This is a genomic window from Vibrio sp. 1562 (assembly GCF_033340155.1).
GTDB lineage: Bacteria > Pseudomonadota > Gammaproteobacteria > Enterobacterales > Vibrionaceae > Vibrio > Vibrio alginolyticus.
In genome coordinates, this window is record NZ_JAWOVY010000008.1 from 1 (window position 1) to 23,128 (window position 23,128).

General features: G+C 42.3%; 21 protein-coding genes. 16 read left to right on the plus strand and 5 right to left on the minus strand.

Annotated features, from left to right (window positions below; translation table 11 throughout):
- Window positions 1–335 precede the first annotated feature (335 nt).
- From pyrD to rmf, 7 genes are all read left to right on the plus strand, one after another.
- Window positions 336–1,346: a quinone-dependent dihydroorotate dehydrogenase gene (pyrD, locus tag R7Z49_RS10350; protein ID WP_017634281.1), complete on the plus strand. Its 1,011-nt coding sequence runs from the start codon at window positions 336–338 to the stop codon at window positions 1,344–1,346.
- A 168-nt stretch (window positions 1,347–1,514) separates the two neighbouring features.
- Complete coding sequence (locus R7Z49_RS10355; RefSeq protein WP_005377444.1) at window positions 1,515–2,057, plus strand: cell division protein ZapC; 543 nt, start codon at window positions 1,515–1,517, stop codon at window positions 2,055–2,057.
- Window positions 2,058–2,543: 486 nt separating this feature from the next.
- The gene (rlmKL, locus tag R7Z49_RS10360) at window positions 2,544–4,664 is read left to right on the plus strand and encodes a bifunctional 23S rRNA (guanine(2069)-N(7))-methyltransferase RlmK/23S rRNA (guanine(2445)-N(2))-methyltransferase RlmL (RefSeq protein WP_318111623.1); all 2,121 of its coding nucleotides are present in this window, start codon (window positions 2,544–2,546) and stop codon (window positions 4,662–4,664) included.
- A gap of 21 nt (window positions 4,665–4,685) precedes the next feature.
- Window positions 4,686–4,928 carry a glutaredoxin family protein gene (locus R7Z49_RS10365; RefSeq protein WP_017821808.1) on the plus strand — a complete coding sequence of 81 codons (243 nt, stop codon included), beginning with the start codon at window positions 4,686–4,688 and terminating at the stop codon, window positions 4,926–4,928.
- The gene (locus R7Z49_RS10370) at window positions 4,906–6,825 is read left to right on the plus strand and encodes an ABC transporter ATP-binding protein (RefSeq protein ID WP_186584247.1); all 1,920 of its coding nucleotides are present in this window, start codon (window positions 4,906–4,908) and stop codon (window positions 6,823–6,825) included. Before R7Z49_RS10365 ends, R7Z49_RS10370 begins: the two co-directional genes overlap by 23 nt.
- Before the next feature lie 7 nt (window positions 6,826–6,832).
- Window positions 6,833–8,566 (plus strand): DUF3466 family protein, encoded by a 1,734-nt coding sequence (locus R7Z49_RS10375; protein ID WP_186584249.1) that lies wholly within the window; start codon window positions 6,833–6,835, stop codon window positions 8,564–8,566.
- A gap of 181 nt (window positions 8,567–8,747) precedes the next feature.
- Window positions 8,748–8,921 carry a ribosome modulation factor gene (gene rmf / locus R7Z49_RS10380; protein ID WP_005377453.1) on the plus strand — a complete coding sequence of 58 codons (174 nt, stop codon included), beginning with the start codon at window positions 8,748–8,750 and terminating at the stop codon, window positions 8,919–8,921.
- Window positions 8,922–9,061: 140 nt separating this feature from the next.
- Here rmf and fabA read toward each other — a convergent pair whose 3' ends face one another.
- Window positions 9,062–9,580, minus strand: coding sequence for a bifunctional 3-hydroxydecanoyl-ACP dehydratase/trans-2-decenoyl-ACP isomerase (gene fabA, locus R7Z49_RS10385; protein ID WP_005390081.1), 519 nt, complete (start codon window positions 9,578–9,580; stop codon window positions 9,062–9,064).
- Window positions 9,581–9,650: 70 nt separating this feature from the next.
- On the minus strand, window positions 9,651–11,291 hold the full coding sequence (locus tag R7Z49_RS10390) for a Lon protease family protein (RefSeq protein ID WP_318111624.1): 1,641 nt from the start codon (window positions 11,289–11,291) through the stop codon (window positions 9,651–9,653).
- A 210-nt stretch (window positions 11,292–11,501) separates the two neighbouring features.
- Here R7Z49_RS10390 and matP point away from each other — a divergent pair, with 210 nt between their 5' ends.
- The 3 genes from matP to R7Z49_RS10405 all read left to right on the plus strand — a co-directional run bounded on the left by matP (window position 11,502) and on the right by R7Z49_RS10405 (window position 12,716).
- Complete coding sequence (matP, locus tag R7Z49_RS10395) at window positions 11,502–11,951, plus strand: macrodomain Ter protein MatP (protein WP_005396497.1); 450 nt, start codon at window positions 11,502–11,504, stop codon at window positions 11,949–11,951.
- A gap of 15 nt (window positions 11,952–11,966) precedes the next feature.
- Window positions 11,967–12,278, plus strand: coding sequence for a DUF3634 family protein (locus R7Z49_RS10400; protein WP_005377468.1), 312 nt, complete (start codon window positions 11,967–11,969; stop codon window positions 12,276–12,278).
- A gap of 114 nt (window positions 12,279–12,392) precedes the next feature.
- Window positions 12,393–12,716, plus strand: coding sequence for a hypothetical protein (locus R7Z49_RS10405; RefSeq protein ID WP_025766620.1), 324 nt, complete (start codon window positions 12,393–12,395; stop codon window positions 12,714–12,716).
- A 614-nt stretch (window positions 12,717–13,330) separates the two neighbouring features.
- Here the strand turns inward: R7Z49_RS10405 and R7Z49_RS10410 are convergent.
- The 3 genes from R7Z49_RS10410 to R7Z49_RS10420 all read right to left on the minus strand — a co-directional run bounded on the left by R7Z49_RS10410 (window position 13,331) and on the right by R7Z49_RS10420 (window position 16,693).
- Window positions 13,331–15,052: an ATP-binding protein gene (locus tag R7Z49_RS10410; RefSeq protein WP_132937252.1), complete on the minus strand. Its 1,722-nt coding sequence runs from the start codon at window positions 15,050–15,052 to the stop codon at window positions 13,331–13,333.
- Complete coding sequence (locus R7Z49_RS10415) at window positions 15,042–16,223, minus strand: FIST signal transduction protein (RefSeq protein WP_017634895.1); 1,182 nt, start codon at window positions 16,221–16,223, stop codon at window positions 15,042–15,044. The genes R7Z49_RS10410 and R7Z49_RS10415 overlap by 11 nt, the downstream gene beginning before the upstream one ends.
- A 113-nt stretch (window positions 16,224–16,336) precedes the next feature.
- Window positions 16,337–16,693: a hypothetical protein gene (locus R7Z49_RS10420; protein WP_005377473.1), complete on the minus strand. Its 357-nt coding sequence runs from the start codon at window positions 16,691–16,693 to the stop codon at window positions 16,337–16,339.
- A gap of 257 nt (window positions 16,694–16,950) precedes the next feature.
- On the opposite strand from R7Z49_RS10420, the gene ccoN reads away from it, so the two are divergent.
- The 6 genes from ccoN (at window position 16,951) to R7Z49_RS10450 (ending at window position 23,118) form a co-directional block, all read left to right on the plus strand.
- Window positions 16,951–18,378 carry a cytochrome-c oxidase, cbb3-type subunit I gene (ccoN, locus tag R7Z49_RS10425; protein ID WP_005396488.1) on the plus strand — a complete coding sequence of 476 codons (1,428 nt, stop codon included), beginning with the start codon at window positions 16,951–16,953 and terminating at the stop codon, window positions 18,376–18,378.
- Between the two features lie 12 nt (window positions 18,379–18,390).
- Window positions 18,391–19,011 carry a cytochrome-c oxidase, cbb3-type subunit II gene (gene ccoO / locus R7Z49_RS10430; protein ID WP_005377475.1) on the plus strand — a complete coding sequence of 207 codons (621 nt, stop codon included), beginning with the start codon at window positions 18,391–18,393 and terminating at the stop codon, window positions 19,009–19,011.
- A 9-nt stretch (window positions 19,012–19,020) separates the two neighbouring features.
- Entirely contained in the window at window positions 19,021–19,194 is a 174-nt protein-coding gene (locus R7Z49_RS10435) for a cbb3-type cytochrome oxidase subunit 3 (RefSeq protein ID WP_005377485.1), read from the plus strand.
- Window positions 19,194–20,168, plus strand: coding sequence for a cytochrome-c oxidase, cbb3-type subunit III (ccoP, locus tag R7Z49_RS10440; RefSeq protein WP_005377487.1), 975 nt, complete (start codon window positions 19,194–19,196; stop codon window positions 20,166–20,168). Before R7Z49_RS10435 ends, ccoP begins: the two co-directional genes overlap by 1 nt.
- Window positions 20,169–20,273: 105 nt before the next feature.
- Window positions 20,274–20,750: a FixH family protein gene (locus R7Z49_RS10445; protein ID WP_005377489.1), complete on the plus strand. Its 477-nt coding sequence runs from the start codon at window positions 20,274–20,276 to the stop codon at window positions 20,748–20,750.
- Between the two features lie 4 nt (window positions 20,751–20,754).
- Window positions 20,755–23,118 (plus strand): heavy metal translocating P-type ATPase, encoded by a 2,364-nt coding sequence (locus R7Z49_RS10450; protein WP_186584252.1) that lies wholly within the window; start codon window positions 20,755–20,757, stop codon window positions 23,116–23,118.
- Window positions 23,119–23,128 lie beyond the last annotated feature (10 nt).

Genomic DNA, 23,128 nt, shown 5'->3' on the forward strand with positions numbered 1-23,128 from the left:
TTGGCGCTGGACTAAACAAAGGCCCCCTTTTAGGGGGCTCACACAAAGCCACCTTCTTTAGAAGGTGGTAATTTACTATCTATTATTCACATTTGGAACGAAAATAGTTACATTGTCACATTGAGTTGAAATTAAAACAGAGTGAAATCGATTGCTTTTAAGCGGTTAGTTACGATTTTTATCGCAGAAACTTGATTGTAATTGTTTGTTTTATATTTGAAAATCTTATAAAGATATAGGTTTTTACTTATTACGTTCATTTTCATTGAATTACGATGAAAAACGGTAAATAATATTGTCCCGTTTATACGGGGCTTTTTTCTTTCGGAGGCACAATGCTTTACCGTCTAGCCAGAACTGGCTTTTTCCAACTCGATGCCGAGAAGGCACATGATCTTGCAATCAAGAACTTCCAACGCTTTAACGGCACACCACTTGATCTCTTTTACCGCCAACAGTTACCAACTCGTCCAGTTGAGTGTATGGGTCTAACATTCCGTAACCCTGTTGGTCTTGCGGCTGGTTTAGATAAAAACGGCGAATGTATTGAAGCATTTGATGCCATGGGCTTTGGCTTTGTCGAAGTCGGCACTGTAACGCCACGACCACAACCAGGTAATGATAAACCACGCCTATTCCGTTTAGTGGAAGCAGAAGGGATCATCAACCGCATGGGCTTTAATAACCTAGGCGTTGATAATTTGATCGAGAATGTTAAACGAGCAAAATTCAATTGTGTTCTCGGAATTAATATCGGTAAAAATAAAGATACGCCAATTGAGAAAGGGGCAGAGGACTACCTGATTTGTATGGAAAAAGTGTATGAGTATGCTGGCTATATTGCAGTAAACATCTCATCGCCAAACACTCCAGGTCTTCGTTCACTTCAATATGGTGAAGCCCTTGATGAACTGCTTTCCGAATTAAAGGCGAAACAAGCGGAGTTATCAGAGAAGTACAACAAGTACGTCCCGTTAGCATTAAAGATTGCGCCAGATTTAAGTGACGATGAAATCTGCCAAATTTGCGATTCTTTATTGAAAAACAATATAGATGGTGTGATCGCGACTAACACAACTTTGGATCGCACGATCGTAGAAGGGATGAAACACGCCAATGAGGCAGGTGGCTTGAGTGGTCGCCCTGTGCAATCACGCTCTACGGAGGTCGTACGTAAGCTTCATGAAGAGCTTGGAGACAAACTTCCAATTATCGGTGTTGGTGGTGTAGATTCCTATGTTGCAGCCAAAGAAAAGATCATGGCAGGCGCTAAGCTTGTTCAAGTCTACACTGGCTTTATTTACCACGGCCCAGGTCTCGTACGTGATATTGTTAAGAATCTTTAACATATACATCAAAAACTACTGAAAAATCAGTACCTGTTACATAAAAAAGAGGACTTTGTTTCCTCTTTTTTTTTATCCGTTCGTTTGTAGAATTTAAAAATCACGAGTAGGTAATTAAGCGTCTTACCTCTTTACCACTGATTTAACTAGTCAAGAGAGAACGGAATAATGCTTAAACCCAGCGACAAATGGAATTGGTATTTTGACGAGCAAAAAGCTTGCTTAATGCTGGATCTGGGGGAGGAAATGATTTTCCAAACCAATCTATCCCGAAAATTGTTGGTTAACTGTGCCTTCTCAAACAGTGAATTTACCGTTGATGACGCCAGCGCATTTCAAACGTTTAATGAGCGCATTCGCTGTCTCGATATCAGTGAATATCGCCAAGCTGAATTAACGCTGTATTGTGTTGCTGCAAAGCGTTTTCATAAACCTGTACAGCCTAAGAGCTGGTTCTTCGATGCACAGTCCTCTGATTATGAACCTCAAGAAGGGGACATGGTCTTTCTCACAAATCAATATTCTGATGGTATGTTCATCGTTCTAGAACCAGGCGAAACATCGAGCTTATGTGCTTATGTTAACCAAGAAGCCTTTGTTCTTGATGGCAATAAGGCGCTTCAATTTGGGCAGCCGATTAAAGTAATGCATGATCGCATGGCTTGTGCAAATCACCTCTTTGCAATGACCCCTATGGCAATGGTGGGTTAAAGCGGTTTAATTTTTCTTTATTTCGTTCCTTTGTTTGCCTTAATCGACCTTATTGGGTCGATTTTTTTTGTCCTTTCCTCTGACACTCCAATCCGAAAGACCATGAAACTGTTTGTTTTCTATGCATGCAAACATGAAGCTGGTCACTTTTATTTTACTTATTTCAATTTGATTACTCCTTTAATTAGGCAACCTAGCGCCTAAAACAACCCTATTTATTCCCCTATAAAGGGCATTTGTAAGTAATTTACATCAACCAATCACGACTGGTATATACCAAAATGCATGTAAATAAGTATTCACTTCTTCTAAAGGAAACAAAATACGTTCATGAATGAAAAACATTCAAACTAAAGATGTTGAAAGTTTTAGATCATTTGAGTGGTGATGATTTGAACTAACGGGTGGGAAAATACCTTTAAAAACGAGGCATTGATCGTAAAGTCAGGTATAATTGAAGCCATTTTTTATCAGCGAAAGAACACTATGAATCAATATCTCGCGGTAACTTCAAATGGCATGGAAAATTTGCTTGTTGAAGAACTGACTAAACTAGGCATTGAAAATGCGAAACCAGTACAGGCAGGCGTAAAATTTAAAGCGACAAACGAACAGGTTTATCGCTGTTGTTTGTGGAGCCGTTTAGCGTCTCGATTTGTACGTGTTTTATCTGAGTTCACGTGTAACAACGACATGGACTTGTATCTATCCACTTCCACTATTAACTGGGTTAACCAATTTCATAGCTCTAAACGCTTTGTTGTGGACTTTAACGGCACAAACCGTGAGATTAGAAATAGCCAATACGGAGCTATGAAGGTCAAAGATGGCATCGTAGATTGCTTTGAGAATAAAGACTTGCCACGTCCTAATATCAGCAAAGAACGCCCAGATATTCGTATTCACGTTCGTTTGCATAAAGATAAAGCGTTGCTTGGGATAGACATGGTAGGTAGTGGTCTTCATCAGCGTGGTTATCGACCAGAATCGGGTCGTGCGCCATTACGTGAAACGCTTGCTTCTGCGATTATCATGCGTTGTGGCTGGGATGGGCATCAACCATTACTCGATCCAATGTGTGGTTCTGGTACTTTGCTTATTGAAGCGGCAATGATGGCAGCCAACATGGCACCTGGCGTTAAGCGCAAACAATGGGGCTTCGAAGTTTTGGAAGATTTTGAACCGGAGACCTGGGCTGAGATTAAATCAGAGGCTAATGTTCAAGCTAGACGAGGTGTCAAGAAAGTTGACGCTAAGTTTTTTGGATTCGATAACGACTCCAAAGTATTAAAAGTTGCTCAAGAAAACGCCCGCAGAGCAGGTGTTGAAGAGTTGATTGAGTTTGCGCAAGGTGATGCTGCAACTATTACTCGTCCCGCAGGATTTGAACACGGTGTTATCGTTTCAAACCCACCTTACGGTGAGCGTCTAGGAACTGAGCCGGGGCTGATTGCGCTATATACCGCATTCGGTGGACAGCTAAAATCTGAGTTTGGCGGATGTAAAGCATCTATCTTCTCTAGCTCAGACGAGCTCTTGAGTTGCCTTCGTATGCGCGCTGATAAACAGTTTAAATTGAACAACGGTGCGTTACCGTGTCACCAAAAGAACTACAGCATTGCCGAGCGCAGCGCTGATGAAGTTAAAGGTGCAGATACTAACGTTCAAATCGCACCAGACTTCTCAAACCGTTTGAAGAAAAACATTGGCAAGATTGGCAAGTGGGCGCGTAAAGAGAAACTAGACTGCTATCGTATCTACGATGCAGACCTTCCAGAATACAACGTAGCGATCGACGTGTACGGCGATCAAATTGTGATTCAAGAGTACGCAGCACCTAAGAACATCCCTGAAGAAAAAGCCAAGCGTCGTCTAACGGACATTATCCGTGCGACGATTCAGGTGACCGGTGTCGAAGCGAACAAAGTTGTACTGAAAGTTCGTGAGAAGCAGAAAGGTCGAAGCCAGTACCAAAAATTAGGTCAGGTATCAGAGACGCTCGAAGTAAACGAGTACGGTGTGAAGCTGATCGTGAACCTCCATGACTACCTAGACACAGGCCTGTTCTTGGATCATAAGATCACTCGTCGTCGTCTTGGCGAAATGGCACAGGGTAAAGATTTCCTTAACTTGTTTGCTTACACTGGTAGTGCAACAGTGCACGCTGCAGTTGGTGGTGCGCGGTCCACTACAACTGTCGATATGTCAAACACCTACTTGAATTGGGCGAAAGACAATATGCAGCTTAATGGCTGTGTAGGGCGCCAACATAAATATGAACAAGCGGACTGTTTGCAATGGCTAGAAAACGCAGAAGGTGAGTACGACTTGATCTTTATTGACCCACCTACGTTCTCTAACTCTAAGCGTATGGAAACATCATTCGATGTACAACGTGACCACATTAAGCTGATGAAGAATCTCAAACGTTTACTGAGAAGTGAAGGCACAATCGTATTTTCAAATAACAAACGTCATTTCAAGATGGATGAAGAATCACTCGCTGAATTGGGTTTGAAGGCTCAGAATATTTCTTCTCAAACGTTACCATTAGATTTTACGCGTAATAAACAGATTCATAACTGTTGGCTAGTAACGCACGCGTAGTATAAACAAAAGGATTAATACGTGCTGATATTGTATAGCACGGAGGGATGCCATCTTTGTGAGATGGCATTTGCTCTAGTAGACCAAGTCGGTTTGGCCGAGCAAACAGATATCATCGATATTGCGTTCGATGATGTACTATTTTCTCGTTACGGCGTCACAATACCCGTATTAAAATATCAAGATTCTGAGTTGAACTGGCCGTTTGACTTAGAACAACTCACACATTGGTTGGATAATAATGGCATTACTTACCATTCATAACGCACAACTTGCATTTGGTGACCACCCATTGCTAGACAAAGCGGAGTTCGCTCTTCAAGAAAACGAACGCGTTTGTTTAGTTGGTCGTAACGGAGCAGGTAAGTCCACGTTAATGAAAGTGCTTGCCGGCGACATTTTGTTGGATGATGGCAAGATTCAAATAACTCAAGACGTAGTAGTTTCTCGGCTTGAACAAGATCCACCGCGCAATCAAGAGGGTACGGTTTACGAATACGTATCTGGCGGTTTGGCTGAAATCGGCGAACAATTGAAGATCTATCACGATTTTCTCGATCTTGTTGCTCAAGACCCAAGTGAGAAGAACATTAACCGTTTGGCGAAAGTTCAAGAGCAACTTGATCATTCTAACGCTTGGCGCTTTGATGACCGTGTTAAGAACGTACTTGGCGCTTTAAAACTAAGCCCAGAAACCAAACTGACCGATCTATCCGGTGGCTGGCAACGTAAAGCTGCTTTAGCTCGTGCGCTGGTTTGTGATCCTGATGTATTGCTTCTTGATGAACCAACAAACCATCTCGATGTGACAACGATCGAATGGTTAGAGAACTTCTTAAAAGACTTCAAAGGCTCGATCATCTTTATTTCTCACGACCGTGCATTCATCAAGTCGATGGCGACACGCATCGTTGACTTAGATCGCGGTCAATTAGCTTCTTTCCCTGGTAATTACGAACAGTATTTGAATGACAAAGAAGAAATGCTTCGCGTCGAAGAAATGCAAAATGCTGAGTTCGATAAGAAACTAGCTCAGGAAGAAGTGTGGATTCGTCAAGGCATTAAAGCACGTCGTACTCGTAATGAAGGCCGTGTTCGAGCCCTTAAAAAACTTCGTGAAGAGCGTCGTGACCGTCGTGAAGTTCAAGGTAAAGTTAACCTAAATATCGATGATGCTTCTCGTTCAGGTAAGATTGTATTTGAAGCAGAAAATGTATCTTTTGCTTACGAAGGTAAGACAATTGTCGACGACTTTAGCTTTAACATCATGCGTGGTGACCGTATTGCACTTATCGGACCAAATGGCTGCGGTAAGAGTACGGTACTTAAATTGCTACTAGGGCAATTGGAAGCGCAGTCTGGTCGTTTACACTGCGGAACAAAATTAGAAGTCGCGTACTTTGATCAGTACCGAGAGATTTTGGATCCAGAAAAGACAGTGATCGATAACTTAGCGGATGGGAAACAAGAAGTAATGGTTGGGGGGCGTCAGCGTCATGCGCTGAGTTACCTTCAAGACTTCTTATTTGCACCTAAGCGCGCCAGAACCCCGGTTAAGGCACTTTCTGGTGGTGAGAAAAACCGATTATTGCTAGCCCGTATCTTGTTGAAACCAAACAACTTACTTATTCTTGATGAACCAACTAACGATTTGGATATCGAAACGTTGGAACTTTTAGAAGAAATGCTTGCCAATTATCAGGGTACATTATTGTTAGTGAGTCACGACCGTGAGTTCGTAGACAACACAGTGACAACCAGCTGGATTTTTGAGGGTAACGGTATAATCGAAGAGTTCGTTGGTGGTTATCATGATGCTAAACAGCAGCGTGACCAAGTTCTTGCTTCGCGCAGTCAGGTTGAAAAGCCAACGAAGAAAGAGAAAGTGGTTGAGGAAACTCCCAAAACTACGCAACCTAAGAACAATTCGAAGAAGTTATCGTATAAGCTGCAAAGAGAATTAGAGGCTCTACCAGCTAAACTTGAACAATTAGAGTCGGATATCGAGAGCCTTCAGGAGCAAGTGAACGATCCAGAGTTCTTTGCTAAACCTGTAGAGCAAACTCAGCCGGTATTGGAACAGCTTGCTGCACTAGAGCAGGAGTTGGAAATCGCATTCGAGAGATGGGAAGAACTCGAAGCAATGCAACAGGATAGTTAAGAATTCAATGAATTGTAGTAATAAATTCAAATTGACCGCCATTGCAATGATGGTTGGTACCACAATGAACGCACAGGCGGCATTGTATCAAGTTGTTGAGGTTTCACCTCAGGATCATGGTTCAAACGGTGACTACCAAACGGCTTACGGGGTTGCAATTCAACAGGGCGATGCAGGTACAGATCCTTCAACAGGTTCACCTTTCGCTTTAGGCTGCTTTGATGCAGCAGCAAACTGCACGCCAGAGCAGTTTAAACTTGCAATGGAAACTCGCACTACACCGATTTCAGCGACACAAGCCGTGGATGGGAACAGCTATCGTGAAGAAATCCCATTCGGATTAGACGCTGGCTTTTATTACATCCAAGAACTCAAAGACTTTGAGCGTTACTGTTACAACCAGCTTCGCTATTCCACCTGTGACTCTTGGGCTTCAGTAAACTGGACGCCGTGGAATAAAGAACGTAGTAAAGACTTTACTTCTAATGCGTTAGCGTTCATAGAAGAAGATTCTGCTGCTTATAAAAATGAATATAACAATGTTATCAACCAGCTTACCGAGGATGGTGCAGCTGTCGGTAATCAGAGTAAAGTTAGCACAGAAAATGCTTCTACATTAGAAACACGAAATACCGTAGTTGCACCAGTAGAGCCAAATATTCTTACTGGCGATAATGACGCAAGTGTTGTGCAAAGCCATGCTTGGAGCACAGACGGCATTTTTACTGTTGGCAGTGTTTCTCGAACAGCAAGCAATACCAATGGATCTCACCACACATCAAAAGCAGCGATTTGGGATCAAAGCGGAACCGTCAGTGAATTGGCTTGGCCTAGTGGCACATCTAAAGATGGAGAAAGGTTAGCTCAAGGGAGCATGCGTGACCTTGTCACTGATGGAACAACGGTCTATGGCGTAGGTTACAACACTTACAGTGATGATAACTACCTGAATGCGACCGTCTTTGTCGGAACTCTAGAAGCCGAAGGTAGCGTTGAAAACGCAACTTGGAAAAATAAAGTTGTTGTAGGAGCTAGACAGCGCGAAGGTGATGATACGGTTCATACAAACTCACGCTTAACCGACGTTAACTCTAATTTTGTTGCTATTGGTGAAGCGAAACGTTCGGGCGGATACTTAATGCCAACGGGCTCTGCTCCGAATCGTCTCTTTATCGTAGATGATGTTCGTAAGGATTCTATTAGCGCTTTTTACCCAACTACTGGCATTTTCTTTAGCGGTGCGGGCGGTAAGATGGGCGGTATCAACTCTTACAATGAGATCGTCGGGCAACTTGATGCAGAAACGACTCGTGAAGACGATGGCAAGCCACGTCGTAAGCGCGGTTTTATCTATCCATATAGCCTAGGTGGCGAGACTAGTGAACGTGCTGCAACATTGTTTAATGGAAAAGCTTGGTTCCTAGACAGTTTGACTAATGGCGGTGATTACTCTGAACAAAACAATCAGTTTCGTATTATCGACGCAACTGATATCAATGATGCAGGTGTGATCTCTGGTACTGCTATGAAATGTGCAGGTGGTTATAGCACAACAGCAAACAATGCGACATGTAGCTCTGAAGAGCAAATTGTAGCCGTCAAACTAGTACCTATTGCTGACGCAACGAAGGACGACATCGTATCTCGAAGCATTGACTCAACGACGACAGAGCGTCAAGGTGCAGGTCTTGGTTGGTTAGCTTTGACCATGCTTGGATTGTTTGGGTTCCGTAGAAAATAGTTAAAAATCGTCAGTAATTTTTAAATCAAGCAGAGGCTCACACATTTGAGTCTCTGCTTTTTTTATGCCTTGAGAAATTGCCTACTTTGATCGATTCTTATAAGTGGAGTCATAAAAACTCCATCAAAGTTTCACAATAACAGCTGTACGTTAGTAAATGGACCTGTATGAGGAATTAACTATGAAGAGACAAAAGCGTGATCGCCTAGAACGAGCTCAATCTCAAGGCTACAAAGCTGGGTTGAATGGAAGGTCTCAAGAGGCTTGCCCATATCAACAAGTTGATGCTCGGTCGTATTGGTTAGGTGGTTGGCGTGATGCCAGAGATGAAAGACAATCTGGTCTCTACAAATAAACTCTCCACATACAAAAAGAAGGATTCGAAAGGGCTCTACGGAGCCTTTTCTACATTATAGGGACATAGGGAAGTAGGTTAACACTCGATAACAAAAAGGCTCCTAACTAGGAGCCTTAATAAATCGATTAAAATCGTGATTAGAAGCTTGAAGTATCTTGGAACAAGCCAACTTTCAAATCTTTTGCTACGTAGATTTCTTTGCCGTCCACACATACACGACCGTCAGCCAAACCCATCACAAGCTTACGGTTTACAACGCGTTTCATGTGGATTTCGTACGTCACTTTTTTCGCTGTTGGCAGGATCTGACCTGTAAACTTCACTTCGCCAACACCCAGAGCACGACCTTTTCCTTTGCCACCAACCCAGCCAAGGAAGAAACCAACAAGTTGCCACATCGCATCAAGGCCAAGACAACCCGGCATTACAGGGTCGCCAGGGAAGTGGCAGTCAAAGAACCACAAATCTGGAGTAATATCCAATTCCGCCAAGATCAAACCTTTACCAAAATCGCCTTCAGTCTCAGACATTTTAGTAACACGATCCATCATTAGCATGTTTGGCGCAGGAAGCTGAGGGTAACCAGGCCCAAACAGTTCGCCTTGGCTAGAAGCAAGTAGATCGTCACGGTTATAAGAATCACGTTTGTTTTGCATTATCAATTACTCCAATTTTTGATAGCTGCATCTTAGTGAACACGTGTACGCTAAACAACTCCGATCAGTACTAGACAAACCAGTTTTTGATGCGCTGCACAATTCCTTCTGGATGCTCATGTCTTTCAAAGTTTTCAATACGTTCCGCTATTTTGCCAATAATGCTATCGTCTTCACCTCTAAAAGGTTTATTCATTACAATCGGAATAGCTTCATCTACGGTAGAAACGGACCAAATATGGAACTCACCATTTTTAATGCTTTCTATTACATCTTTATGTAATGCAAGGTGTTTAAGGTTTGATTTTGGCATCACAACACCTTGATTTCCTGTAAAACCTTGATGTTTACAAACCTGATAAAAGCCTTCAATTTTTTCGTTCAAGCCACCGACGGCTTGCACTCGACCAAACTGATCAACAGCTCCTGTAACAGCAACTTGTTGATTAATTGGAGATTCAGATAAAGCACTCACCAAGCAACAAAGTTCTGCAAGAGATGCGCTGTCACCATCAACTTCACTATAAGACTGTTCAAATACGATGGAGGCAGAGTAAGGCAGTGGTTCATCCAGTTTCAGAGCAGAGCTCAAGAAAGCTTGCATAATCATCATGCCTTTTGCATGTAGATTGCCTCCAAGCTCAGCTTTGCGCTCAACATCGGAAACATCGCCATCACCAAAATGAATCACACAAGATATTCGTGCAGGCTCACCATAGCTGACAGGGTGCCCAGCCATATCAATAACGGTTAGGCCATTGATTTGACCAACTTGTTCCCCAGTTGTCTCAATGATGACTTGGCCATCTAAAATATCGTACACGGCACGCTGAGGAAGGTAAGATTCTCGGTAATACTTGTCGTCAATCGCTTTATCTAACGACTTGTAATCTAATGCGTGACCATCACTGAACTGGCTGGCAAGCGTTAGAAGTTGAGAGTGCCACATTACTCCTAAAGGCAGATAATGTTGATCTTCAGTAAATCTCATACCGGCTAGCAACAATCTTCTAAAACCACATTCAGTTAAGTGAGGCAGCTGATATTGAGAACATATCCAGTTCACTAAACCAAAGTAATCTGTCAAATTCTGCTCTGACAGATGAATATCTTCTTCAACTTCCGTATACATGGCAAAGCCAGAACAGAAGTCTTCATCGATGTATTCTAGCTCTGCTAACTGACTTCTTTCTCCTGTTACAATCAGTTTTACTTCATAAGCTTTAGCTTGCGGTACTGAAGTAGGTAAACGAGTAGGGCTTAGGTTCAGTGGCTCGATAAGGTTTTGTTGAATTGCAGACTTTATATTTGGCCAAAACCCTGGGTTAGCCAAAATTAGATTAGCCGGTACAATTAAGTAACCGTTATCTGCCTGTGAAATTAAACCAGGTTGGAAGGCAATATCACCACTTACATCAACACTGTAACGGTCAAATAAACGTTTGGCATCAAGTGATTCCGAAAAAACTATCGCAGCGTTAGACTGGCTCTGAAGAGCTTTACTGATGAACTCTCTATATACAGAATTATCTACGCAGTTAATGAGTAGTACTCGCGTCAATCCGGAAATTTTTGAAAAACGAGATATCGTTGCCGACATTCTCGGTTGGAGATCAGTAAAAGACTTCTTTGGTAACGAAGGTGCAGACTTTAAAAGTGCTTCGTACTGCTCAAGTGAAGGTGTTACGTCTTGCCAATTAAGTTGGTTCATTAAAATTCATCGTAATTCAATCTTGCCGACATTATAACGAAACGGACTATAACACCCTAGCACCAATTTGGTTTGCTCTCGGCATTCATCTCTCAATGAACAATACTTAGACAAATGAGTGATCAACATCGATACTTCTAAGAGTTTTATTTGCCCAAGTAAACCATCTGGGTTACGCTGTCACTAGGTTATGTTTATGGGTCGGAACAAATGAAATATCAGCAGCTTGAGAATCTAGAATGTGGGTGGAAATGGAAGTATCTCATCAAAAAATGGAAAGATGGTGAAGCGATTACCCGACATATTGATACAAGCGAAGCAGATGCAGCGGTCGCAGAACTAAAACGCCTTGAACACGAGCCTACACTTGTCTTAGCTTGGATAGAAAACCACATGTCAGAAGAGTTAGATAATAAACTCAAGCAGGCTATCCGAGCGAAACGGAAACGTCACTTCAATGCAGAGCAAGTCCATACAAAGAAGAAATCCATTGATTTAGATTACCGAGTTTGGGAAAAGCTTTCTAGTAGAGCGAATGAACTTGGTTGTACGTTATCTGACGCAATTGAATATTTGCTTTCCGAAGCGTCGAGAAGTGAAAAAGCGAGTCAAAAAGTTACCTCAATTAAAGAGGATTTGAGTAAATTGCTATCTAGCTAGGATAGGGAGTGCCAAATGTTATATGTAATCTTAATTGCAGCCATCGTGATCTTTTGGTTGATCGCAGTCGATAGGCCGGTGTTAAAAGTAAAGTTCGATAATGGCCATATTAGTAACGTAAAAGGGCATCTACCTCCTTCTTTCAAACACAACTTACAGGATATTAGTGAGCATAACCCGTTTACTGGTGAAATGAAGGTGTATAGCCAACGAACAGGAATGCGCTTAAGCTTTTCCAAAGGCATTCCCAAAAAAGTTCAACAGAGGATTCGTAACGTTTTTCCGCACCAGGGCTTCAAAGCAAACAAAGGCAAGAAGCGCGCTTAATTACATATCAGTTACTTCATCATGTTAAATGGGACGCAATGTGGCGTCCCATTTTCGTATCTACAGAAAAATTACTTATCATCGAACAATCAACAACATAAACGGACCAAAACGATGAGATACGTTGTAACTTTAATGGTATTGATCTTTGCAAGTAATTCAGTTTTTGCTGACGATTCAGAAACGAACCTGTTGGCTAAAAAGATTAAGACTAAGCTTCAAAAGAAAGTAGACAATAAGTTTGATGGCTATCAAGGTTATTGTGACGTCATGATAGAAATGGAGCACAAAAGTAAAAACGCAGTAATAAAAAGAGTAACCAGCAGTGGTGACCAAAAAGTGTGTAGGTACGTTAAGTCCAACTTGAAGAAAGGAAAACGCTATCGTTACAAATACCCCGAAAAGTACATTCGCCTCCATATAACCACAGGCTTATAAATGTTTCAGAACGCAACTGAGCTCGTGATTTTTGGCAGATTTCGTTGCGGAGCGATTAGAGCGTTTAGCTGATTTTTGCTGTTGTACGAGGCGAGTATGAAAGGCTTTTTTGTTTGGTAGCGCTTAAGTTAGTAATCGTGATGCCATTGAATGGCAAATTCAGTGAGTTGGCCATCATCACCATACATAGATTGATTCAGGTGCTTACGGAAGGACACGCCAGTAAGTCGGGGACTAAGCGCGCATCAATTTTCAATAAGAGATTTGATTTGCTTCGTAAGCATAACCACAAACCAAACTAGCGATTGCAAGTCCACAGGAACCTCGGTTAAAGCCTCAAAAGCAAACAATGTTGTTAATCTTAGGAGGACATTTTAAAGTAGCTAAAACCGGACATTATTGCTTTGAGATCTTACTCCTTGATGCGCATTATATGTGTTATGTTAAATTATGTATTGCTGTACGCTAAATGTTGTCTGAGTATGCTCCTATTCCCTTGCAGATTTTAAATTTAAGGGCTTTAGCATTAAACATAATGGTTATTTACCATAAAATACTTAATATAGATCTTAATAATCTATCGATTGTTAAGATCTATATTAACGCCTTTTTACTTATTGAAATGACTGTATAGCTTCAAAGATATCTTGTCTTCTAACTGGCTTGGAAATGAATCCGTCCATACCAGCATCCAGGCATTTATCTCTATCGCTTTCTAGCGCATGTGCAGTTAACGCTATAATTGGGGTCCTGAGACCTTTATCTCGAATAAGTCTTGTTGCGGTAATTCCATCCATCACTGGCATCGAGACATCCATGAGAATCAAATCGATTAAAGCCTCATTCTCTTCTAAAAATGTTAATGCCTCTGCTCCATGGCTTGCGATATGAACATTATGGCCAAGCTTATTTAAGATAAGCTTTATTACGAACTGATTCGATTCGGTATCTTCTACGACGAGAAGTTCCATTGCTTTTGTCGGTTGATTGGTTTCGATTCTAACTGGACGATTTTGATTACAACGAGTCAAAACTGGAATCGAAATCGTAAAGGTTGAACCAACATGCTCATCACTTTTAACGGCAATCTTTCCACGCATCATTTCGACTAAATGCTTGGTTATTGCGAGCCCCAGTCCTGTACCACCGAAGCGTCTCGTGATGGAACGGTCTCCTTGATGAAATGCCGTAAACAAGTGCTCTTGCTTTGCTTTAGATATACCAATTCCAGTGTCAGATATTGAGATCACAAGTTCAGCATCTTGCTCAGATACAGAAACTTTTACTTCACCTTCGTCTGTAAACTTTATTGCATTCCCTATTAGATTAAACAGAATTTGAGATAACCGCGTGGAGTCAATCCAAAATTGTTTGTCATTAGTGACAGTACAGTTGAGCTTGAATTTAAGATTTTTCTTCTTAGCTATTTGTTTTTGCTGAGAAATAACAAAAGTGACAGTGTCTCTTAAGTTAATCCATTGTTCATTGAGCTGAAAGCGACCTGACTCGATTTTAGAAAGATCAAGAATGTCACTGATTATCGCGAGAAGTAACTCTGCAGAGCACTCCATTTGGCTCAAAGCATCAATTTGTTCTTCTGACAAGGTTGATTGCTTCAGTATATCTAGCATTCCAAGAACGGAATTTAAAGGGGTTCTTATTTCATGACTCATCATCGCTAAGAACTCCGACTTAGACCGGTTCGCAAGCTCTGCTTCTTCTCTTGCTTTAGCGAGCTGAGTTGTTCTTACTTCAACGATACGTTGTAACTTCTCTTTGGTCTCGATATCAATGACCGCCCTTTCAATTAAGGGACGAAACCGCCTCAAGGTTTCCTTATTCTCTATGCTAAAGTGCCCTTTCTGAGCTCCAATAAGTAGGATTACGGTTTGCGTTACTTCTGAACGTATACCAGTTAAAACGACCGAGTTTACATGGCTTTTTATAAAGCTGTTTAAGTTAACAAACTCAGCGAGTTTATCTGGCTCGAACAGTAGAATGCATTCACCATTGAGAGCTCTTTGATAGGTGTTACCGTGTAACCAGGATACATTATCAAATACGCTATTAGTTGATATCAATGTCTTGAAGGGATATCGTTCACCATCACGAGTCAGTACAATAAAATCATCGAAGTTGATGTACTTTTTGAGGACATTGTTTAATCCCGTAAATATCTCATGCCGATTCTTTGCCTCACTCATCGCAGATATCGCGGAAAGAATGGCCTTGTTTTCATCGGCGAGTAGTCGTTCTCTTTGTCTAGCCTGCTTTAGCTCAACTAACGCTTCTTGAAGCGCTTCCTGTTGATATATGTCTAAGTATTTATCTTTCATAAGGTTTATGGAATATAGCCGATGAAATCATCAGGTTTCCATGTCCATTCTCACCACCAATAAATCTACCTTGCTCGCCGAAAGTAAAAGGGCAAATAAAAGGCAAATGTTCTAGTTCTTGGTTAATTTGTTCACAAACGCTATTCATGTCTTGCATTAAGTGCAACATGGGACCTGCGCAAAAGATATTTATCACTCCAATTTTTCGAGACTCTTCTAATTTTTGGTTAAAAGCGGCATTGACGACTTTTGCAGCGCGCGCAACGAGATGCTCACGACTTCCTTTCATTAATGTGAGCTCGTCACCCTCTTCTATTCGTGTAAACAACTCGATTCCACCATCTGGCGTCTCACGGATCGGATGGGATAACTTGTAATATGGGCGATCATAGAGATGACCTGCGATCCGCCCTAATGGATAAGCACTCGAGTTTGTAAACAGCATATTATCTTTACCTACTTGGTTATCCTGGTGATTTGTCCACCTTCTATAAACATTGAGCGCAGGTTCATTATCAATTTCAAGTAAGCATCTATCGTTGGTCTTGGTTGCAACACCTTTGATATTAGTTGGTGTATGCCCAGCGCTAAAAGCGATATCAACAGGTTGAGAGGAGTAAAAGAGAGTTAAGCTTAAACCTGAAGTTTGAGAGCCTTGGGCGGTTATCACAGACCATTTCCCAGCGATGTTATTATCAGCGGCCGAACCACCAATAATTGGAATTAGAGTTCCAAATCTTTCATCTATAGACGCAATGATTGATTCCTCTTGCCCTGGTGTAGCATGAAGTAGAATTAAGTTTGGTACCTCTCCTACACGGTTTGCGTTCTCAAGGGCCATATCCAAAGCCTTGGTGACGCTGTCACCTGAGTTGTGATTAGAAATACCAGTACCATAAGCATGAGGACCTGTATCATAAACAGCAAGTGCCGCAATTACTGGTCCTGTATGAAAGCCCTGATCTGTCATTACGGCTTGACATGAACTGGCGCCATGAAAAGGCACACCAGGAAAATGCGCAAGAAACGCTTCTCGAATCAACTCGAAATTGTATTCTTCCGTGTAGTAACACATCACGTAAGACAAGTTCTGTTGTGTCAATTCGGACCTGAGCGTTTTTATCGCTGAGTCTTCATCTTTAATATGAGTAAAAACTGATTGGCAATGCATACGATTTTATAATTGGATATCACTCTGCTGTTATACCATTCCAACCAATTTTCTCTAGGTAAGAAGGTGTTAATTTCATTAATAAGTTACGATTATCTCGTGATAGATCGTATTTATAATTGAACTACAACAATGTTTTCACCTTTTTTAAAGGTGATTTTTTTCGATTCAGGCATGATGTCCCATTCTACTGACTTATGCTTTTCGTTGAGATTGATAAAATTACCAGATTGATTTAGATCAATTTTTAGAGTGCTACTTTCTGTCGTTTCGAGCGAAATTCCCATTGAGTCACGATTAATCGTGATTATTTCTCCTTCAATTGTTACATCGCATCGTTCTTTTTGTGAACAGTCAACGCTATTAACACTCTCGTGTGTAAAGGTACGCCAGAAAAATGCGCCTATTAAAACACTGAGCATGATTAAGATTTGTGCAAGTCGCGCCTTTGTTAACTTTTGTGCAGGCATAATTACTAATATCCTTGTTACAAACTTCAAACTTTTTAAATAAAAAATGATTTCCAGAGGTCCAGTAAGGTTACTACCCTGTCATTGAATTGTTAATTCAAGTATAGTGTCACGCTGAAAATGCCACTTTTTATTAAAGTCAGCAATGGAAATAAGGTGATGATAACACTTGAATTCTAGAGTTTACTTGGGTGGTGTTACGACGCAAGTCGTGTTGGAAGTAAAAGTGTAGTTAATTAGAAATTGGAAGCATGCAAATGAGCCAAGTAAAGCAGCTTGAACAAAACTACAACTATACAGTCGTTCGCCAATTTACCCTTGTGACCATTTTATGGGGCATAGTTGGTATGGCTGTTGGTGTTTTGATTGCCGCTCAATTAGTTTGGCCACAGCTAAACTTTGATACGCCGTGGTTGACGTACAGTCGCTTACGTCCACTGCATACTAATGCGGTAATTTTTGCGTTTGGTACCAGTGCTCTGTTCGCAACGTCTTATTATGTTGTACAGCGCACATGTCAAACACGTCTTTTTGGTGGCCCACTCGTTGCCTTCACCTTTTGGGGTTGGCAAGCAATCATCCTGGCAGCAGCCATTACTTTGCCTCTCGGTTTAACATCGGGTAAAGAGTATGCTGAGCTAGAATGGCCTATTGATATCGCAATTGCGCTAGTATGGGTATCATATGCGGTGGTGTTCTTCGGCACACTAGTGAAGCGAAACACGTCACATATTTATGTGGCAAACTGGTTCTTCGGTGCCTTTATTATCACAGTAGCAGTACTTCACATCGTGAACAGCATGGCTATTCCTGTGTCACTTGGTAAATCTTACTCGATTTACTCGGGCGCAGTGGATGCGATGGTTCAGTGGTGGTATGGACACAATGCGGTAGGTTTCCTACTGACCGCTGGTTTCCTAGGTATGATGTACTACTTCGTTCCTAAACAAGCTGAACGTCCTGTTTATTCTTACCGTCTATCTATCGTTCACTTCTGGGCACTTATTTCTCTATATATTTGGGCAGGCCCTCACCACCTTCATTATACAGCGCTACCAGACTGGACTCAGTCTCTAGGTATGGTTATGTCGCTGGTTCTATTTGCTCCTTCTTGGGGTGGTATGATCAACGGTATTATGACGTTATCTGGTGCATGGCATAAGCTTCGTTATGACCCTATCCTACGTTTCCTAATCGTTTCACTGTCGTTCTACGGTATGTCTACCTTTGAAGGCCCGATGATGTCGATTAAGACGGTTAACGCACTTTCTCACTACACAGACTGGACCATTGGTCACGTTCACTCTGGTGCGTTAGGTTGGGTTGCGATGGTTTCTATCGGCTCTGTATATCACTTGGTACCTCGCCTATTTGGCCAAGAGCGTATGTACTCTGTTGGTCTAGTTAATGTGCATTTCTGGCTAGCAACAATCGGTACCGTTCTTTACATCGTTGCGATGTGGATCTCTGGTGTAATGCAAGGTCTTATGTGGCGCGCGGTTAACTCTGACGGTACGCTAACTTACAGTTTTGTTGAATCTGTAGAAGCGTCTTATCCGTTCTACTTTGTACGTTTCCTAGGCGGATTTATCTTCCTATCTGGTATGTTCCTAATGGCATACAACACGTACAAAACGGTAAGTGCACCTAAAGAAAGCCTAAAAGCTATCCCACATCCGGCATAAGGAGATTTAAGAATGAGTAATAATTCTAATAATCGCCATGAAATCTTAGAACGTAATGTCGGTTTGTTGGCTATTTTTATCGTGTTTGCTATCAGTTGGGGTGCTCTTGTAGAGATCACTCCTCTGATTTTCCAAAAGCAAACGACTGAACCTGTAGAAAATCTGCGTGCTTACACTCCTTTGGAGATGGAAGGCCGTGATATCTACATCCGTGAAGGTTGTAACGTTTGTCACAGCCAGATGGTTCGTCCTTTCCGCTCAGAGACTGAACGTTACGGTCACTACTCTGTTGCTGGTGAGAGTGTTTGGGAACACCCATTCCTTTGGGGCTCTAAGCGTACAGGCCCGGATTTAGCTCGTGTTGGTGGTCGTTATTCTGACGAATGGCACCGTGTTCACCTGTTAGATCCTCGTGAGCTTGTACCTGAGTCAAACATGCCAGGTTTCCCGTGGCTAGCTGAAAACGTTTTAGACGGTAAGTTAACTCAGAAGAAACTTGAGCTATTTCGTGATCAGTTCGGCGTTCCATACACTGATGAAGAGATCGCGAATTCGGCTAAAGAAGTAGAAGGTAAAACAGAGATGGATGCAATCATCGCTTACCTTCAGTCTCTTGGTCATGCAATGAAGTAAGGGGATCATATGGATTTCGGTACAATTCATAGTATTTATACCGTTGTACTCTTCGCTAGTTTTATTGGCATCGTATGGTGGGCATTTAGTAAAAAGCGTAAAGCACGCTTTGAAGAAGATGCCAACTTGGTGTTTGCTGACGAAGAACAAAAGACCCCTAATAACCAAGGAGTGAAGAAGTAATGACTACATTCTGGAGTCTCTGGATTATCGTGATTACTGTCGGTACGCTAGTAGGCTGTGCGATTCTCCTGACTTGGTGCGCTAAAGATAAAATGGGCGTCGAGGAAGGGGAAGACATGGGCCACGAGTACGATGGTATTCGCGAGCTAAACAACCCTCTACCAAAGTGGTGGACTTACCTGTTTGTAAGCACATTTGTGTTCGCAGCAGTTTACCTTGCCCTATTCCCAGGTCTAGGTAGCTTCAAGGGCTTTTTAAACTGGCAGAGTTCGGCTCAAACCGTTCGCTCACTAGAAGAGTCAAAAGAAGCCATCGCTGCAGCACAAGAGAACAAGCAACTAAACCAATATGCAAAAGAACTGGATGATGCCGACGCTTACTTCGGCGAAGCATTCCGTAAACTTGCGCACAATGACAGTGGTCTACGCCCAATTCCTGAAATTGCGCAAGATCCTGAAGCATTAAAAGTTGGTCAGCGTTTGTTTTTGCAAAACTGTTCTCAATGCCATGGCTCTGATGCACGTGGTCAGAAAGGCTTCCCTAACCTGACTGATGATGCATGGCTATATGGTGGCGAGCCAGCAGCGATCGTTACAACCATCATGCACGGCCGTATTGGTCAAATGCCAGCATGGAAAGATGCCCTTGGTGAGCAAGGTGTTCAAGAAGTTGTAAGTTACACACTTAGTCTATCTGGTCGTAAAGTAAATGCTCGTGAAGCCGCGGCAGGTAAAGCACGCTTCGTAGTGTGTGCAGCTTGTCATGGTACCGATGGTAAGGGTAACCCTGCAGTCGGTGCGCCTGACCTTACAGACCAAGACTGGTTGTTTGGTGACTCTCGTGCAGCTGTAACAGAAACCGTAATGAACGGACGCTCAGGCGTAATGCCTGCGTGGAAAGACATTTTGGGTGAAGATAAAGTTCAGCTTGTTGCCTCATATGTCTGGAGTTTAAGTAACTCAGAGAGTAAGTAACTGAGATATTACGTAACATAGCAATAACAGCCCCTTTCATAGGGGCTGTCTTTCCTTTAAATTTAACGCCTTACATTTTTTCATTTAGCTGTTGAGAACTTTTTTATGGTAAAGCCTTGGTATAAACAATTTTGGCCGTGGTTCCTAATCATCCTTCCTCTTACTGTCGTAGTTTGGACTGTGATTACTGTGGTCGTTTTCTCGAACAACTCTGTTTCTTTAGTCGCCGAGGATTACTATAAAAAAGGCAAAGGCATTAATATCGACATTAGTAAAATGAATGTCGCTCGTGACCTAGGTCTTAACGCTGAGATTTCCTCTGAAAATAACAATGTTGTGATTGTTTTCGCTAAAGGGAAGCTACCTCATTACCCTGCTCTAACGGCCACTTTCACTCATCGTACTCTTCCTGATCGTGACTTCACAAAGCTTGTAACAGCGGATGCATCTGGTAATTACCGACTAAAAGCTGAGGAATCTATTCAAGGACCATGGTTTGTTGAACTACAACCACACGACAAGCAATGGATGATCCAAGGTAAAGTTGAGTTTCCTGCCTCTTCAACACCGTTAATGAAGTAAGCATATGTGTAAATCCTGTTATCACTGCGGTGAAGATGTACCAGCCAACACGGATTTCAAAGTAGAAATATTGGGTGAAATTCGCGACATGTGTTGTCCGGGCTGCGAAACTGTGGCGCAGACTATTGTCGATAGTGGTCTTGTATCATATTACCAATACCGCACTGCGCCTGCAGAAAAGGCAGATCTAATACCAGAGCAACTCCAAGCTTTAATTCATTATGACAATGCGGATGTACAATCTGAATTCGTACGAAATCGCGAAAATGTTTCTGAAGTAACCCTTTCTTTGGAAGGCGTTTCATGTGCCGCTTGTGCGTGGTTAATCGAAAAGCAAGTTTCTAATACGGCCGGGTTGGTATCTATCCGTGTTAATACAACCACCAATCGAGCGTTACTAGCCTGGGATAAAACTCAGGTACGGTTAAGCGAGCTCCTTTCCGTTATTCATAAACTTGGTTACAAAGCTGCACCTTTTGAAGCAGATAAGCAAGAAGCCTCTTACCATCGAATGATGAAGCAATATCTATATCGGCTAGGTATTGCAGGTTTAGCAACCATGCAGGTCATGATGCTCGCCGTTGCACTGTATCTCGAAGTCTTTGGTGATTTAGAGCCAGAGTTTAAAAGTTACTTTCGTTGGGTAAGTTTGATTTTTGCTACTCCTGTTTTGCTTTATTCCGCTCTTCCATTTTACTTAAACGCATGGCGCAGTATCAAAGGCCGAACCCTTGGTATGGATGTCCCGGTTTCTATCGCGTTGATCTTTGCCTATGTTGCAAGTTTAGTTGCAACAGTAACTGAACAAGGCGAAGTCTTCTTTGAATCTATCTCGATGTTTACCTTCTTTTTGTTAGTAGGTCGATTCTTAGAGATGCGCGCTCGTCGCAAAGCTGCTGCAGCGAGTGGTAACCTTCTTAAGTTGATTCCTGCAATTGCTACAACGCTGGACGGTGATCAGATACCCGTGAAGACGCTAAAAGTTGGCGATCGTATTCGCGTTCTACCTGGTGAACATATCCCCGCTGACGGTAAAGTTATTTCAGGCCGTATTCATATTGATGAATCCATGTTAACGGGTGAGTCAGTGCACGTTGTGAAACGAGAAGGCGATGTCGTCTATGCGGGAACGCTAAACGGAGACGAATCATTTGAACTTGAGGTAGTAAGCTCAAAGGCCGATTCAATGATTTCTAACATCGTGCGTTTACAAGATGAAGCTCAACACTCCAAACCTAAAATTGCGGAAATTGCAGACATTGTCGCCCGTTACTTTGTTGGTGTGATTCTTATTATCTCTGCTGGTACTTGGTTTTACTGGCATCAAACAAAACCAGATGATGCGTTTTGGATCATGCTGTCTGTGTTAGTCGCTACATGCCCATGTGCGCTATCTCTGGCTACTCCGACCGCTCTCACTTGTGCTACCTCTAGAATGGGTAATTTTGGCATTTTGCTTCGTAAAGGCCATGTGTTTGAGACACTATGTAAGATCAACCACTTAGTTGTAGATAAAACAGGCACTCTAACGAAAGGTGATATTGAGATCTGTGAAACAAAGGTACTTAGTGATCTCCCACAGAAAGATTGTCTATCACTAGCTGCAGCTTTAGAGGCTCATGCAAACCACCCTATCGCTCGTTCTTTTGCAACTTACACCAATGATGACTTTATCGTGTCTGACGTGCAAAACGTGATTGGTTCAGGGATTGAGGGTATGTGGAATGGCAAAATCGTTAAGATAGGTAGTGCTGCTTTTGTTCAAGGCAAAGAAAGTGGTGAAAGCCAGGCGGTCTATCTGTCGGTTGATGGCAAGCATGTCGCTAGCTTTTACTACCGCGACCCTATCCGAAAAGAAAGCAAAGCCTTTATTCAACGTTTTGCTGACGCTGGAATTAAGACAACCCTGCTAACTGGTGATTCTCTCTCAAACGCCCAACCAGTGGCGAATGAAATTGGTATCGATCACATCGTCGCGTCAGCAAAGCCAGAAGATAAGCTTGCATACCTTAATAGCTTGGACGAAAACAGTATCACTATGATGGTTGGTGATGGAATCAATGACGCGCCGACTCTCGCCGGAGCTCACCTTTCTGTCGCAATGGGCGGTGGTACAGATGTCGCTAAAGCTTCTGCAGATATGACGTTACTTGGGGATAATCTCGAAAAGCTACTAGAAGCACGTTTGCTTGCACTGCGTACAAGAAAGATTATTCGAGAAAACTTGGCTTGGTCTTTGGGTTACAACCTGTTAATTTTGCCTTTGGCGGTCGCAGGTTTAGTGGCTCCCTACATTGCAGTAGTTGGCATGTCTGCAAGCTCAATTATCGTTGTATCTAACTCTTTGCGCCTGCTCAAAGAGAAATAAGTAGAGAAAG